Source organism: Brachybacterium sp. FME24, from assembly GCF_014897705.1.
In the GTDB taxonomy this organism is placed as follows: domain Bacteria; phylum Actinomycetota; class Actinomycetes; order Actinomycetales; family Dermabacteraceae; genus Brachybacterium.
This window is the reverse complement of sequence record NZ_JABUXV010000001.1, coordinates 198,052-212,751: the sequence shown is the minus strand read 5'-3', so window position 1 is coordinate 212,751 and position 14,700 is coordinate 198,052. Positions and strand designations below refer to the sequence as shown.

Genomic DNA, 14,700 nt, shown 5'->3' with positions numbered 1-14,700 from the left:
CCTCACCACCCTCGGAAGGAAACCTATGACCGCCACCTCCGCGCAGCGCCGGCCGCTGGCACAGGGCCTCGCCCGCGCGGGCACCCTCGCGCGCCGCCCCGTCGTGCTGCTCGCCGCCGGTACCCTCCTGGTGCTGGTGATCCTGGTGGTCGCGCCTCTGCTGGGTCTGGTCAGCACCACGCTGATGGCGGGCAATCGTGACGCGTGGGGCGACGTCTTCACCAGTCGCATGTCAGCGAACCTGCTCTGGCGTCCTCTGGGGAACTCACTCCTCATGGGGGCCGCCACCGCGGTGCTCTCGACCCTGATCGGCGGGTTCCTCGCTTGGGTGGTGGTGATGACGCGCATTCCCGGACGCGGGTTCATCGCGGTGCTCGCGACGATCCCCTTCGCCCTGCCCAGCTTCGCGCTCGCCCTGGCCTGGGACTCGATCTTCCGCAACGACCTCATCGGGGGCTCCGCCGGAATCCTCGGGAACCTCGGGCTCATGGTTCCGGACTGGATCGCCTGGGGGCCGGTGCCGGTGGCGCTCACCCTCACCGCGCACTATTTCTCGCTGTCGTTCATGCTGATCGCTGCTGCGCTCGCCGCCGTCAACGGCGATCTCATGGAGGCCGCGGAGATGACGGGCGCCTCTCGCGTCGCCGTGGCCCGCGACATCGCCCTGCCCGTGGTGGCCCCGGCCGTGATGTCCGGGGCGCTGCTGGCCTTCGCCGAGGGGGTCTCGAACTTCGTCAGCCCCGCCCTGCTGGGGCTGCCGGTGCGCTTCCATACCCTCTCGACGCGGTTGTACGGGGCGATCTCCACCGGCGACGTCTCGCGCGGCTACGTGCTCTCGCTCGTACTCATCGTGGTGGCGGCGATGGTCATGCTCACTGCCACCCGCGTCACGGGGGGCCGACGCAGCTTCGAGACCATCACTGGCAAGGGCGGGCGCCGCCGATCGGTGCCGCTGGGCCCGTGGGCGTGGCCGATCGCAGGCCTCGCCTGGGCGGTCGTGGTCGCCACGACGATCGTGCCCGCCGTGGTGCTGGTCGCCAGCTCGCTCACCCGTCGCACCAACGACTTCGCCTCCGGGCTGACCCTGCACTACTGGATCGGCGGCTCGGACCCGGCGATGGCGCAGGGACAGCGGGGCATCCTGGCCAACCCGCAGATCCTCCAGGCCACCTGGAACACGGTGCTGCTGGGGGTGTGCGTCGCGCTCGGTGCCGGGTTCCTGGGCCTGCTGATCTCCTACGTCATCACCCGCTCCCGCGGCCCGAAGCCGCTGCTCGGAGCGATGAGCCTGATCTCCTACGTGCCGTTCCTGATCCCCGGCATCGCCTTCGGTGCCGCGTTCATCGCCCAGTTCGGCGCACCGATCGGACCGTTGCCCAGCCTCTATGGCACCTTCGCGATCCTCGTGCTCGCCGGCATCGCCGCCACGATCCCCTTCGCGGTGCGCTCCTCGACCGCCGCGCTCAGCCAGGTCTCCCGGGACGTGGAGGAATCCGCGGTGATGGCCGGGGCGGGGCTGATGCTTCGGCTGCGGTCGATCATCGCGCCGCTCGCCGCCCGCGGTCTGCTCACCGGGGGAGTGCTGGTGTTCGTGCAGATGGTGCGCGACCTCTCCCTGGTGGTGCTGCTCGCGACCCCTGCGATGCCGGTGCTCGCGGTGCTCACCTATCAGTACTCCTCCGAGAACTTCACGCAGCTCGCCAACGCTGTCACGGTGATCATCGCCGTGATCTCGGTGAGCGCCACGCTGCTCTCCCGCCGCGCCGAGGGCGCTGCCCAACCCTGGAACGAGAAGGCATGACACACACCACCGACCGCGGCACCGGCGTGCCGATCACGCTCACCGACCTGCGCAAGGACTTCGGGGCCTCCACGGGGACCGCAGCGGTCGACGGCATCTCCCTGCAGGTTCCTCCGGGCGCGTTCCTGGTGCTGCTGGGACCCTCGGGATGTGGAAAGACCACCACCTTGCGCATGCTCGCGGGACTCGAGAACCCCACCGGTGGCGAGATCCGTTTCGGGGAGCGCGCCGTGGCCCGCGGCGACGGCACCGTGAACGTCGAATCCGCCGGTCGCGGTGTCGGCATGGTCTTCCAGTCCTACGCGCTGTGGCCGCACAAGACCGTCCAGGGCAACATCGAGTGGCCGCTCACCGTCGCGAAGTGGAGCCGCCAGGAGCGCAGGCGCCGCGTGCGCGAGGTGCTGGGCCTGCTCGGCATCGAGGAGCTCGCGGGCCGCTATCCGGGCGAGATCAGCGGCGGCCAGCAGCAACGGGTGGCGATCGCCCGCACCATCGCCAGCCAGCCCGAGGTGCTGCTGTTCGATGAACCGCTGTCGAACCTCGATGCCAAGCTGCGAGTGGACACCCGCGCCGAGCTCATGCGCATCCACCGCGCCACCGGGGCGACCAGCGTGTACGTCACGCATGACCAGGTCGAGGCGATGACCATGGCCACCCATGTCGCGCTGATGAAGGACGGCCGCATCGAGCAGTTCGGCACCCCGGTTGAGCTCCTGGCAGCTCCGCGCACTGCCTTCACGGCGACCTTCATCGGCGCTCCGCCCGCGAACATTCTCGAGGCGCAGGTCGCCGGTGCGCGCCTGACGGTCGCGGGCCGCGACGTCGGGAAAGCTCCTGCGGGCCTCCCGGCGGGCACGGTGCACCTGATGTACCGCTCCTCCGGGCCGCGACTGGTCGCCGAGCCAGTGGAGCGCTGCGTGCCTGCGATCTTCGTCGACCAGGTACCGATGGCCGAGCGCTGGGTGATCGGGGTGGAGATCGCGGGCGGCACCCGGGTGAGCATCACCCAGGACGTGCCCACCCGGCACGTGCCCGGGGACTCTGTCCAGGTGCAGCTCCCACCCGCTCCGGAAACCTGCTTCGACCTCGACGGGGAACGGATCCCGGCACCCTCGCAGAGCGCACGGGAGTTCGAGCAGCAGCAGGAGCCGGTTTGATGATCCGACTACTGCTGGTGCGCCACGGCGAGACCGTATGGAACGGCGCCGGGCGGCTCCAGGGCCGCCTCGATATCTCTCTGTCCGACTCCGGCCGCGAGCAGGCGCGTGCACTGATCCCGGCGCTGGACCCCTATGCCCCGGAGCTCGTCGTGACCTCGAGCCTCCGCCGTACCCAGCAGACCGCCGCAGCTCTCGGGCTGGGGGAGTTCCGGACCGATGAGCGCCTGGACGAGGCTCATCTGGGCGACTGGGAGGGGGAGTATTCGGCCCAGATCCGGGAGAGATCGCCCGAGGACTACCGCGACTGGCGCGGCGGGCGGCTGCGACCTCCCGGGGGAGAGTCCTTCGAGGAGATCACGGCCCGGGTGGTCGAGGGAGTAACGGGCGCCGTCCGTGAGGCGGCGGCCGACGGTCGCGGCAGTGTCCTCGTGCTCACCCACGGTGGCCCGATCCGGGCTCTCCTCCACCACGCGGTCGGCCTCGACCCGGCGTTCACGGTCCCGAGCCATCCGGCGAGCCTGACCGTGCTGGACGTCGACGAGGACCGGGGGCCTCGAGAACGCGGTGCTTGTCGCTTGCGACTGTTCAACCTCGCGCCCTCCGCGCCGCACGCAGAGCCCGCGGACTGACCAGCCCGTTCCCTCAGCGTGGCGACGCACCGACGTTCCCGCGGGAACGCTGTTCGTGCGCCTCAGCCAGCGCGGTCCTCGTGGTCGAGCCCGCGCAGGGTCGTCGGCGGCGCGGCGAGGTCCGCGATCTCGCCGTCGTCCAGAGTGCGGGCGCGGCGCGTGAGCTGATCGACCTCGTCGACCGCCGTGCCCGTCAGGCCCAGGTCCTCGAAGCGGCGCGCGGTGACCATCACGCGGGACTGCAGTGAGCCGACCGCCTCGTTGAACGCGGCCACCGAGGAGTCCAGGGAGCGGCCCACCTTGCCGAGATGACTGGTGAAGGTGCCGAGCCGATGGTGCAGCTCTCGGCCCGCGTCGAGCACCTCGCGGGCATCGCGGTTCAGCGCGTCGGTGCGCCAGGTGTGCGCCACCGTGCGCAGCAGCGCGACCAGGGTGGCGGGGGAGGCGATCACGACGTCCTTGCCGAAGGCGTCGTCCAGCAGCGTCGAATCCGTCTCCAGCGCCGCGGCGAGCACGCCGTCGCTGGGCACGAAGAGCACCGTGAACTCCGGGGTGTCGCCGACCGCCTTCCAGTACGCCTTGGAGGCGATGACGCCCACGTGGTGACGCAGCGCCTTCGCATGCGCCTTGCGTCGGGTCGCGGCGCGTACGGGGTCGGTCTCCTCGGTCGCGTCGAGGTAGGCGTCCATCGGGGCTTTCGCGTCGATCACCACATGGCGATCCCCGGACAGGTGCACCACGAGATCCGGGCGCTGGCCGGCATTTCCGTCGGCTCGCGTGCCGGGCAGCTGCTCGGTGAAATCGACATGCTCGAGCATGCCCGCAGCCTCGACGATGCGGCGCAGCTGCACCTCGCCCCAGCGCCCTCGCGCTGTCGGAGCCCGCAGCGCAGCGGTCAGTGCGCTGGTGCCGGTCTCCAGGGACTGCGCGCGCTGGGCGAGCTGATCGAGGTGCGAGCGCAGCGCCCCCTCGGCATCGATCCGGGCCGCCTCGGAGCGGGCCAGGGAGCGCTCGAGGTGGGAGAGCGTATGGGTGATCGGAGCGAGGGTGCGCTGCAGCTCGGCCTCGCGCTCCTCCTCCGCGGCGTCGCGACGGGCGACGTCACGCTCGTGGCGTTCGTCGGCCAGGCGCAGCAGGTTCCCGGCGGCATCGGAGTCCGCACGCCGGCCCTGGTCCAGGCGCTGGGCGCGTTCGCGCAGGACCAGCCAGGTCGCCGCGGCGCCGAGGGCCGCGCCCAGCACGAGTCCCAGCAGAATCATCGATGTACCGCTCATGACGTCAGCACACCATGGGGGTGTGACAGGCGAGCGGAGGCACGCCTGCCCGTGCCCGCGCCCGCGGTCAGAGCTCCTCGGGCTCCTGGATGATCACGGAATCGTCGATGAGCCAGCTGCCATCCTCCTGGACGAGCTCGAAGTCGAAGACTCCCTCCGTGACCTCGGCTCCCTTCGTCGCAGTCTCTTCGACGCGCACCGTCGCACGATCCCCGTCGACCTCGGCGCTCACCACCGTGTCCTCGTACACGATGCCCTCTTCTCCCTGCTGCGAGATGTGTGCTTGCCATCCTTCGCAGGTGTAGTCCTCACCGCGGAAGTTCTCAGTGGAGAGGTCCTCGAAGCGTTCGCAGTCCGCAGCCTGCCAGGCGGAGAAGTAGTCCTCCACGGTGGACTGAGGGGTCTGCCGGAGCGCGAAATACCAGACAGCGCCCACCACGAGAACGATCACGACGACGATCGCGATGAGCGCGCAGACACCCCCGATGATCCAGGGGGCCTTGCTGCGCGGGCGCTGGTCGCCATGTCCGAGGGAGGGCTGCGAACTCATGGCGCCAGCCTAAGCACCTGTCGAAAACCTCGGAGGGAAACGCCGAACATGGGGTCGCCTGCAGACCACCCTCCGTGCACCGGCTCGGTCGGAGCGACCCCGAGGACGCTCCGGCCGCTGGCATCTGAGACCTGTGGCTCACTGCACCGAGGCCCGAGATTCGGGGAGGCCCCGTAGAATCACCTCCCGTGGCTCTTACTATCGGAATCGTCGGTCTGCCCAATGTCGGCAAGTCCACCCTGTTCAATGCGCTCACCCGCGCCGAGGTCCTGGCTGCGAACTACCCGTTCGCGACCATCGACCCCAATATCGGGATGGTCCCGCTGCCCGACCCGCGACTCGCGCAGCTCGCCGAGGTGTTCGGCAGCGAGAAGCTGGTGCCGGCCAGCGTGTCCTTCGTGGACATCGCCGGGATCGTCAAGGGCGCCAGCGAGGGGGAGGGACTGGGCAACAAGTTCCTCGCCAACATCCGCGAGGCCGACGCGATCTGCCAGGTCACCCGAGCCTTCACCGATCCGGACGTGACCCGCGTGGACGGCTCCACCGACCCCTCCGGCGACATGGAGGTCATCACCACCGAGCTGATCCTCGCCGACCTCCAGACCATCGAGAACTCGATGCAGCGCCTGGAGAAGGAGACCAAGCGCGGTGTGCTCGAGGCCTCCGTGCTGCCGAACGTCGTCAAGGCCAAGGCCCTGCTGGAGACCGGCAAGACCCTCTACCAGGGCGCCGAGGCCGCCGGCATCGACGTGTCCGAGCTGCGCGAGCTGCAGCTGATGACCACCAAGCCCTTCATCTACGTCTTCAACACCGACGAGGACGGCCTGGCGGACGCCGCCTCGCAGCAGGCTCTGCGGAATCTGGTGGCCCCGGCCGAGGCGATCTTCCTCGACGCGAAGTTCGAGGCCGAGCTGATCGAGCTCGACGTCGAAGAAGCCGCCGAGATGCTCGAATCCACCGGCCAGGAAGAATCCGGCCTGGCAAAGCTGGCGCGCGTCGGCTACGAGACGCTGGGCCTGCAGTCCTACCTCACCGCCGGCCCCAAGGAGTCCCGCGCCTGGACCATTCCCAAGGGAGCGACCGCCCCGCAGGCCGCCGGCGTGATCCACACGGACTTCGAGCGCGGCTTCATCAAAGCGGAGATCGTCTCCTTCGACCACCTCATCGAGGCCGGCTCCATGGCCGAGGCCAAGGCCAAGGGCAAGGTGCGCATCGAGGGCAAGGAGTACGTGATGAAGGACGGCGACGTGGTGGAGTTCCGGTTCAATGTCTAAAAAGGCTTCTGACCAGGGGTTTTGCCTTCGCAGCTTCTGATCTGGCTCGTCAGTCGAGTTCCGATCTACCATCAGTTGCTAAGCGTTTGCCCCGCTGACCTGGGATTTTGATCGACCTCCGCGGAACTTCCGCAGAGGCCGATTCTCGTTTCGGCGGTGCGTGGGTGGAGCGGTCAAGCCGCGTCGGTCGGCCAGCTCTGAAGCGGGTTCGAGCTGTTCGACGCGTGATCTCTTGACAAGTGCGCTGACTCAATAAGCAGCCTGACTCAAAAGTCGGTCGCCTCAACGACGCCCCGGTTCACTGGGGCAGGTCCCGTTCCGCCAGAGTGCGCGTGATCTCGTCCCACTGGGAGCTCTCTATCAGTTGGCGGTGCCGGCGCAGGGCCGTCTGCCATGACCCGAACTCCGCTGGGAGCTCGCGCCACGTGATGCCGGTGCGGGTCTTGTAGAGAGCCGCGTCGACGATCGTGCGTATGTCAGTGCGTGGCCGCCCGCGGCGAGGGCCTTCTTCTGCATGAACGATGTGCTTGATCCAGCTCCACTGCTCATCTGTGAGTCGTTGATAGTCAGGCTGGAGGCGGTCGACGGTGCTACTACCGGCATCATCGTTCGCCTGGTCGTCGATTCGCACGGCCTTGACCACGCCGCGGATAACGGCGCAGTCGGTGCATTGGACGGTTGACTCCACATAGTTAGCGGCGTGCCCGGCCAGTGTCTCGACGTGCTGACAGGTCAGTTCCACACGCCAGATGGCGCTGCGGTCGATGCGCAATGAGGACGGGTGCAGGAGCTGTCGGAACTCATCGCGCTGAGTCGGCGAAAGTGGCGGGAACGGGCAGCACAGGTGGCAGTGCTCCACCCTGTTGCCCGCGAGACGCCAAACGCCCATGTTGCACGCTTCATGCTCGGCTCGGAACTCGGCATTGTCGGCGTCGATCAGCGCAATGCTCTCGTCATCGGTTCCCAGGGCTGGCTCACCGAGAAGGGCACGCCCACACGCGCGGCATGGCTCGCCCGCTGCATAGGCTTCGTACGGCAACTGGGGGTCGTTGTCTGCCCACTCCTCTCGCTTTGCCTCCTCCGCTTGGGCCCACGATTCCGAGAGCAGTGCCCTGCTGCGTGGTGTGTGCAGGACGCGGGGGAGGACGTTCGGGCCGTCCTCAGGGATCTGTTGCGAATTGGGCATCGTCACGCCCTCCTTCGAGGTCTGATGCGGCCGCAATGCGAGTCGCGCGAGACCCGCCGAACCGCAACTAGAAGCGATAACTTCCTGGAAGTCATGACTACCAGACCTGAGGCTGGATGTGTGACAGAACCGCTGAAGAAGGTGCTCGGAGTGCAGGTACGCGATCTGCGCCTTGCGCGTCGGCTGTCGCAGGAAGGTCTTGCTGAAGAGCTCGGCGTGTCGACTCGGTACCTCGCCGGCATCGAGCGTGGGGAGCGCAACCTCACGCTGGATTCGATCGACGCCCTCGCTGATCAGCTCCAGGTCGAGGCTCAGTCCCTGATCATCCGACGGTGACGGTCGGTGCTTGCGCCGCTCTTGCGTAGCGAGCGGGTGGCGTTGCGCGGATCCTGTCTGCGCATACAAGGTCTCGCGCGAGCTGAGAGAATGTCAGTGGTGCCGTCTACCTTCAGTGTTGGGCGGCATTACCAGTGCCAGCTCCGCCGCTCGGCAGGTTGTCTAGTCACCAGTGAAGGATCCTCGTGCCACACAGCTCCATCAACCACTCTCGAATCGTGGCGCTCATCTGGAACATCGCTGACGATGTGCTCCGCGACCTCTATGTCCGAGGCAAGTACCGGGACGTGATCCTTCCTTTCACGGTCCTGCGTCGCCTGGACAGCGTCCTCGGCACGACGCGCGATGCAGTGATGGCGATGAAGAAGATGCTGGATGAGGCAGGCGTCGCCGACCAGGACGCACCGCTGCGGGATGCGGCCAGGCAGGACTTCTACAACACGTCTGGTTTCTCGCTGCAGGACCTGCGCCACGTATCGAACTCGACGCGCCTTAGGCAGAACTTCGAGGCGTACTTGGACGGGTTCTCGCCCAACGTGCAGGAGATCATCGACAATTTCGAGTTCCGCAACCAGCTACCCCGGTTGACGAAGGCTGACGCGCTCGGTGCATTGATCGAGAAGTTCCTCGCGCCGGATCTCGATCTCTCCCCGGCCGGGATGGACAACCATGGGATGGGCACGGTATTCGAAGAGCTTGTGCGCCGCTTCAACGAGGAGAACAACGAAGAGGCCGGCGAGCACTGGACGCCGCGCGATGCTGTCCGACTCATGACCCGACTGATGTTTGAACCGATCGCTGACGCGATCCCGTCGGGCACGTACCGCCTCTACGACGGCGCTATGGGCACCGGCGGCATGCTGACCGTCGCTGAGGAGACGCTGCATCACCTCACGGAATCGTCTGGCAAGAAGGTTTCGACCCACTTGTACGGGCAGGAGATCAACGCCGAGACGTATGCGATCGCGAAGGCCGACCTGATCCTCAAAGGCGATGGCAAGGCTGCAGACAACATCGTCGGTGGCCCGGAGTACTCGACCCTCTCCAACGATGCGTTCGCGGGCCAAGAGTTCGACTTCATGCTCTCGAACCCGCCGTACGGCAAGAGCTGGAAGACCGACCAGGATCGCCTCGGAGGCGCGAAGAAGATCATCGACCCTCGATTCATCGTGACTCACGATGGCGACAGCGAGTACTCGCTTGTCACGCGCAGCAGCGACGGGCAGCTGATGTTCCTCGCAAACCTGATCTCGAAGATGAAGCAGGAAACCGATCGCGGCTCCCGGATCGCGTCGGTGCACAACGGGTCGTCGCTCTTCACGGGCGACGCCGGCCAGGGCGAGAGCAACATCCGCCGGTGGATCATCGAAAATGACTGGCTCGAAGCGATCGTCGCGCTGCCGCTCAAGATGTTCTACAACACCGGCATCGCCACCTATGTGTGGGTGCTCTCGAACCGAAAGGAAGAGCGCCGCAAAGGCAAAGTTCAGCTCATCGATGCCACAGGCTGGTCGACACCGCTGCGCAAGAACCTCGGCGAGAAGGGCGTGGAAATCAGTGCGACCGACGCCGACAAGGTGCTCGAGGCCTTCACCGCATTCGACCAGTACGACGACACCGATTGCTCCAAGGTGTTCGACGGAGTCGACTTCGGCTACCAGAAGATCACCGTCGAGAGACCGCTGCGCATCGTCGGCGTGGATCCAAACCGCGTGTACACCGCGAAGGAGATCAAGCAACTCAAGGAAGACGGTGTGCGCGACGAGACCGCGCCCCCGGTCATCAGGAAGGCGCTCCCGTACGCTGCCGTGCCCGACCCGCTGCACGGCCGTTACGAGACGGTCATTAATGGGCGAGAACGGGTGGTGGAGTACGAGCCTGACACCGAGCTCCGCGATACCGAACAAGTGCCGCTGACTGAGCTGAAGGGCGACTACGCCGACGGTGTTGAGGCGTTCTTCCGACGTCAAGTCACGCCTTACGTGCCGGATGCCTGGATTGATGAGTCGAAGACCAAGATCGGCTACGAGATCTCCTTCACCCGGCACTTCTACAAACTTGCGCCGATGCGCACGCTCGCCGAGATCCAGGCCGACATTCGCAAGCTCGAAGCGGAGACTGACAACCTGATCGCCGAGATCGCAGGCGAGGCCTGATGTTTCGCGATCTTCCTCGATACAGCGAGACTCGCCCCACCATGCTTCCGTGGGCCTCGGCAGTCCCACGTCACTGGCGGCTCGAGCGTGCCAAAACCATAATGCGAGCAATTGATGTGCGCTCCGTCTCCGGTGAGGAAGAACTGCTGACCGTCTCTTCGAAGCGTGGCGTCATTCCGCGGGCATCGGCGACTGTCAGCATGTTTAAGGCAGAGAGCTACGTCGGGCACAAACTCTGCTGGCCCAACGACCTTGTGATCAACAGCCTGTGGGCGTGGGGGCGAGGCCTCGGCATTGCGCGACACCATGGCATTGTAAGTACGGCATACGGTGTGTACCGGCAGCGCAACACTGATCTGGATCCCTCATATCTGCATGAGTTAGTCCGTTCCGAACCATTCCAATGGGAGCTGCAAGTTCGATCTCAAGGTGTATGGAAATCTCGACTCCAGATTTCGGACGAGCGTTGGCTTGATGCGCCGCTGTTGGTGCCGCCGGCTGAGGAGCAGACGGCGATTGTGAAGTATCTCGCGCACGCGAACGCTCGCATCGACAAGGCCATCGCCGCCAAGCGCCGCCTCATCGCCCTGCTCGAAGAGCAGACTTCGTCCCTTCGTCACGAAGCCCTGGGCGAGAGTGCTGGGCAGTGGCCTGTGCGACGACTGAAGACACTCCTCATTCGTGTTGATCAAGGAGTGAGTCCGCAGGCAGAGAACCAGATGCCGAGTCCTGATGACTGGGGAGTTCTCAAAGCAGGTTGCGTAAACGGTGGAGTGTTCCGTCCTGACCAAATCAAACGACTTCCTGATGGATTCGCTGTGCCCGCGTCGCTGCGCGTCGCGAACGGGGACATCTTGGTTGCACGAGCGAGTGGATCCCCCAACCTCGTCGGTTCCACCGCTCGAGTGACAGGCTTGCGAGGGAAAGCAATATTGAGTGACAAGACCTTCCGCCTCATTGTTCGCCCGACGGTAGATCCAGACTTTCTCGTAATGGCAATGAACTCGTATTCCTACCGTCAGCAAGTTCAAGGAGCAATCAGCGGTGCCGAAGGATTGGCGAATAACCTTCCGGTGACGGCTCTTCGTAGCTTTGTGTTTCCGATGCCGCCCTTGACTGAACAGCGAGAAATAGTCGAGCGCGTGACCGCTGAAGCCGCAAGAACCTTGGATACTATTGCGCGGGTCGCGGGTGAAGCCCAGCTACTGCAAGAGTTCCGCACACGACTCGTCGCGGACGTGGTGACGGGCCAGGTCGACATCCGTGCCATCGCAGCAACGTTGCCGGACGCACCCGAGTCGTTCGACAACACGGTCTCAGCAACCAATGATGACCTTGAGGAAGCAATGAGTGAAGGCGAGGAGTGAGCATGCAGCGACTCAATGAGGAGAGCTTGGAAACGCTCATCGTCACTCAGATGAGCGAGGGTGGCTGGACCGCGGGGGCACCCGGCGACTACGTCGCTTCCTACGCGATCGATCTGGAGCACTTCGTTGCGTTCATCGAGTCAACCCAGCCCGATCTCGTCGACTCGCTCGGGCTCGCATCGGAGACTCCCACGCGTCACAAGTTCCTCGCTCGGCTCCAGGGTGAGATCACGCGGCGCGGTGTCGTCCACGTCTTGCGAAACGGCATCGACCATCTCGGTCTGCACGTCGATCTGTACTACCCGACGCCCGCAGCTGGGAACCCGAAGGCTGCTGAGCATTTCGCCGCGAACCGGTTCGTCGTCACGCGGCAGGTGCATCACAGCGTCAGTAACCCGGGGGATGCCGTCGACCTTGTGGCGTTCGTTAACGGTCTGCCCATCTTTACGTTCGAATTGAAGAACAACATCACGAACCAAACGGTGGAAGACGCCGTTCAGCAGTACCAGCGCGACCGCGATCCTCGTGAACCGCTGTTCGCGTTCGGACGGACGATCGCACACTTCGCCCTAGACGATCACCGCGCACGATTCTGCACCGAGCTCAAGGGCGCTTCATCGTGGTTCCTGCCGTTCGACCAAGGATTCAACGATGGTGCGGGTAACCCGCCGAATCCCGATGGAGTCATGACGGACTACCTGTGGCGGCGAGTGCTCGCGCCGCAGAGCCTCGCCGGGATCATCGAGAACTATGCGCAGATCGTGGTTGAAAAGAGCCAGAAGACTGGCAAGAAGGTCTCCAAGGCGATCTTCCCTCGGTATCACCAGCTCGATGTCGTGCGCCAACTCTTGTCCGATGTTGAGACGAACGGTGCTGGTCGCCGCTATCTCATTCAACACTCGGCTGGCAGCGGCAAGTCAAACTCGATTGCCTGGCTGACTCACCAGCTCACCGAGGCCACACATGCTGGTCGGATCGCGTTCGACTCGATCATCGTCGTCACCGACCGCATCATCCTTGACAGCCAGCTCACGCAAACCATCAAGTCGTTCCTGCAGGTGGGATCGACCGTGGTTCATGCCGACCGCTCCGGAGATCTTCGCCGTGCGATCACGGCAGGCAAGAAGATCATCGTCACCACGGTGCAGAAGTTCCCGTACATCCTGGATGACATCGGAGCAGACCATCGTGACCGTAGGTTCGCCATCGTTATCGACGAGGCGCACTCGTCCCAGGGGTCGAAGACTTCGGCGGCCGTCTCGAGCGCACTCGGCGGCATCGAGGCCCACGACGAAGACACCGTCGAGGACCGGATCAACCGGATCATCGAGGGTAAGAAGCTGCTGACGAACGCGAGCTACTTCGCTTTCACGGCGACGCCTAAAAACAAGACGCTCGAGATGTTCGGCGAGCCGGTGCCCAACGCCGAAGGAGGCACCAGCTTCCGACCATTCCATTCGTACACGATGAAGCAGGCGATTCAGGAGGGCTTCATCGTCGATGTCCTCTCCAACTACACGCCGGTCGGCAGCTATTACAAGCTGATGACGACCGTGGAGGACGATCCTGAGTTCGATGCGAAGCGCGCCTCGAAGAAACTTCGCGCCTATGTCGAGGGCAACGAACACGCCATTGCTCAGAAGACCGACATCGTGATCGAGCACTTCCTTGCCCAGGTGGTTGCGAAGCGGAAGATCGGCGGCCAAGCGCGGGCAATGGTCGTAACTTCGTCGATCGCACGGTGCATCGAGTACTTCCATGCGATTCGTGACGCGCTCGCAGCCCGCAAGAGCCCGTACAAGGCGGTCGTCGCCTTCTCTGGTGAGCACGAGTACAAAGGGCTGAAAGTCACCGAGGCAAGCTTGAATGGCTTCCCCTCCAACGCGATCGCCGAGCAGGTGAAGACCGACCCGAATCGGATCCTCGTCGTCGCGAACAAGTTCCAAACCGGCTACGACGAGCCACTGCTGCACACGATGTACGTGGACAAGGCGTTGTCGGGTGTCCTGGCGGTGCAGACGCTGTCGCGGCTCAATCGGGCACATCCGGCGAAGCACGACACCTTCGTTCTCGACTTTGCCAACGATGCTGAGGAGATCCAGCGCGCGTTTGAACCGTACTACCGCACGACCGTGCTGGCTGAAGAGACAGATGCCAACAAGTTGCATGACCTGATCAACGACCTCGACGCATTCGGGATCTACACACCTGAGCAGGTCGAAGAATTTGTTAGCCGGTACCTGGCGGGGGAGAGGCGCGACCAGCTGGACCCGCTGCTGGATACAAGCGTCGCTGAGTACATCGAACTCCCTGACGAAGATGACCAGGTGAAGTTCAAGGGCGATGCCAAAGCCTTCCTTCGCACGTACAACTTCCTCTCCACCGTCCTGCCCTACGGTAGCGCTGAGTGGGAGAAGCGATCGATCTTCCTTGACCACCTCGTGCCCAAGCTGCCGGCTCCCAAGGAAGAGGATCTCGCCGCCGGAATCCTCGAGAACATCGACTTGGAGTCTTATCGCGCTGAGAAGCTCAACGCGATGAAGATCGTGCTTGAAGACGCAGATGGCATTCTCGCGCCACCACCGCCCAACGGCGGAGGACACCTTTCGGACCCGGAGCTTGAGAGACTCTCGGCGATCGTCCGAAGCTTCAACGATCACTTTGGCAACATCGAGTGGAACGACGCCGATCGTGTCCAGCGGTTCATCACCGAAGAGATCCCGCGCCTGGTGTCCGAGGACGAGGCCTACAAGAATGCGCAGGCCAACGACGACCCAGTGAACGCCCGCGTCGAGAGCGACCGTGCCCTCAGCCAGGTCATGCTGCGTCTCATCTCAGACGACACTCAGCTCTTCAAAGAGTTCCAGGACAACAGCAGCTTCAAGCAATGGCTCGCTAGCGCGGTGTTCAATGCCACATACCGGAAGAGTGCTTGAGCGGTTCCGCGTTAAAAGGCAACTCACTCGG

11 protein-coding genes are annotated in these 14,700 nt (G+C 64.7%); 8 read left to right on the top strand and 3 right to left on the bottom strand.

Features of this window, described 5'->3' with window-relative positions:
- Positions 1-25: 25 nt before the first annotated feature.
- Genes INT51_RS00995 through INT51_RS00985 form a run of 3 tightly spaced genes read left to right on the top strand, consistent with a single transcriptional unit; the run spans position 26 to position 3,590 of the window.
- Positions 26-1,801 carry an iron ABC transporter permease gene (locus tag INT51_RS00995; protein WP_193103329.1) on the top strand — a complete coding sequence of 592 codons (1,776 nt, stop codon included), beginning with the start codon at positions 26-28 and terminating at the stop codon, positions 1,799-1,801.
- Entirely contained in the window at positions 1,798-2,958 is a 1,161-nt protein-coding gene (locus INT51_RS00990; protein ID WP_193103328.1) for an ABC transporter ATP-binding protein, read from the top strand. The genes INT51_RS00995 and INT51_RS00990 overlap by 4 nt, the downstream gene beginning before the upstream one ends.
- Positions 2,958-3,590, top strand: coding sequence for a histidine phosphatase family protein (locus INT51_RS00985; RefSeq protein ID WP_193103327.1), 633 nt, complete (start codon positions 2,958-2,960; stop codon positions 3,588-3,590). Before INT51_RS00990 ends, INT51_RS00985 begins: the two co-directional genes overlap by 1 nt.
- Before the next feature lie 62 nt (positions 3,591-3,652).
- Here INT51_RS00985 and INT51_RS00980 read toward each other — a convergent pair whose 3' ends face one another.
- Both INT51_RS00980 and INT51_RS00975 read right to left on the bottom strand, forming a co-directional pair.
- A complete protein-coding gene (locus INT51_RS00980; protein WP_226831805.1) occupies positions 3,653-4,864 on the bottom strand; it encodes a DNA recombination protein RmuC in 1,212 nt (403 codons plus the stop codon).
- Between the two features lie 67 nt (positions 4,865-4,931).
- A complete protein-coding gene (locus INT51_RS00975) occupies positions 4,932-5,414 on the bottom strand; it encodes a nuclear transport factor 2 family protein (RefSeq protein WP_193103326.1) in 483 nt (160 codons plus the stop codon).
- A 188-nt stretch (positions 5,415-5,602) separates the two neighbouring features.
- Between INT51_RS00975 and ychF the strand changes: the two genes are divergently transcribed.
- Positions 5,603-6,688 (top strand): redox-regulated ATPase YchF, encoded by a 1,086-nt coding sequence (ychF, locus tag INT51_RS00970; RefSeq protein WP_193103325.1) that lies wholly within the window; start codon positions 5,603-5,605, stop codon positions 6,686-6,688.
- 298 nt (positions 6,689-6,986) lie between these two features.
- Here ychF and INT51_RS22030 read toward each other — a convergent pair whose 3' ends face one another.
- Positions 6,987-7,874 carry a transposase gene (locus tag INT51_RS22030; RefSeq protein ID WP_226831804.1) on the bottom strand — a complete coding sequence of 296 codons (888 nt, stop codon included), beginning with the start codon at positions 7,872-7,874 and terminating at the stop codon, positions 6,987-6,989.
- Positions 7,875-7,994: 120 nt separating this feature from the next.
- Here INT51_RS22030 and INT51_RS00960 point away from each other — a divergent pair, with 120 nt between their 5' ends.
- The 4 genes from INT51_RS00960 (at position 7,995) to INT51_RS00945 (ending at position 14,669) form a co-directional block, all read left to right on the top strand.
- The gene (locus tag INT51_RS00960; protein ID WP_193103324.1) at positions 7,995-8,210 is read left to right on the top strand and encodes a helix-turn-helix domain-containing protein; all 216 of its coding nucleotides are present in this window, start codon (positions 7,995-7,997) and stop codon (positions 8,208-8,210) included.
- 218 nt (positions 8,211-8,428) lie between these two features.
- On the top strand, positions 8,429-10,366 hold the full coding sequence (locus INT51_RS00955) for a class I SAM-dependent DNA methyltransferase (protein WP_304502038.1): 1,938 nt from the start codon (positions 8,429-8,431) through the stop codon (positions 10,364-10,366).
- Positions 10,367-10,467: 101 nt separating this feature from the next.
- Complete coding sequence (locus INT51_RS00950; RefSeq protein ID WP_193103322.1) at positions 10,468-11,733, top strand: hypothetical protein; 1,266 nt, start codon at positions 10,468-10,470, stop codon at positions 11,731-11,733.
- A gap of 2 nt (positions 11,734-11,735) precedes the next feature.
- On the top strand, positions 11,736-14,669 hold the full coding sequence (locus INT51_RS00945) for a type I restriction endonuclease subunit R (RefSeq protein WP_193103321.1): 2,934 nt from the start codon (positions 11,736-11,738) through the stop codon (positions 14,667-14,669).
- The last annotated feature ends 31 nt before the right edge of the window (positions 14,670-14,700 follow it).

Coding starts and splice junctions, on each gene's coding strand:
- INT51_RS00995 (WP_193103329.1), top strand. CDS start 26: ATGACCGCCACCTCCGCGCAGCGCCGGCCGCTGGCACAGGGCCTCGCC.
- INT51_RS00980 (WP_226831805.1), bottom strand. CDS start 4,864: ATGAGCGGTACATCGATGATTCTGCTGGGACTCGTGCTGGGCGCGGCC.
- INT51_RS00990 (WP_193103328.1), top strand. CDS start 1,798: ATGACACACACCACCGACCGCGGCACCGGCGTGCCGATCACGCTCACC.
- INT51_RS22030 (WP_226831804.1), bottom strand. CDS start 7,874: ATGCCCAATTCGCAACAGATCCCTGAGGACGGCCCGAACGTCCTCCCC.
- INT51_RS00975 (WP_193103326.1), bottom strand. CDS start 5,414: ATGAGTTCGCAGCCCTCCCTCGGACATGGCGACCAGCGCCCGCGCAGC.
- INT51_RS00950 (WP_193103322.1), top strand. CDS start 10,468: ATGCGAGCAATTGATGTGCGCTCCGTCTCCGGTGAGGAAGAACTGCTG.
- INT51_RS00945 (WP_193103321.1), top strand. CDS start 11,736: ATGCAGCGACTCAATGAGGAGAGCTTGGAAACGCTCATCGTCACTCAG.
- INT51_RS00985 (WP_193103327.1), top strand. CDS start 2,958: ATGATCCGACTACTGCTGGTGCGCCACGGCGAGACCGTATGGAACGGC.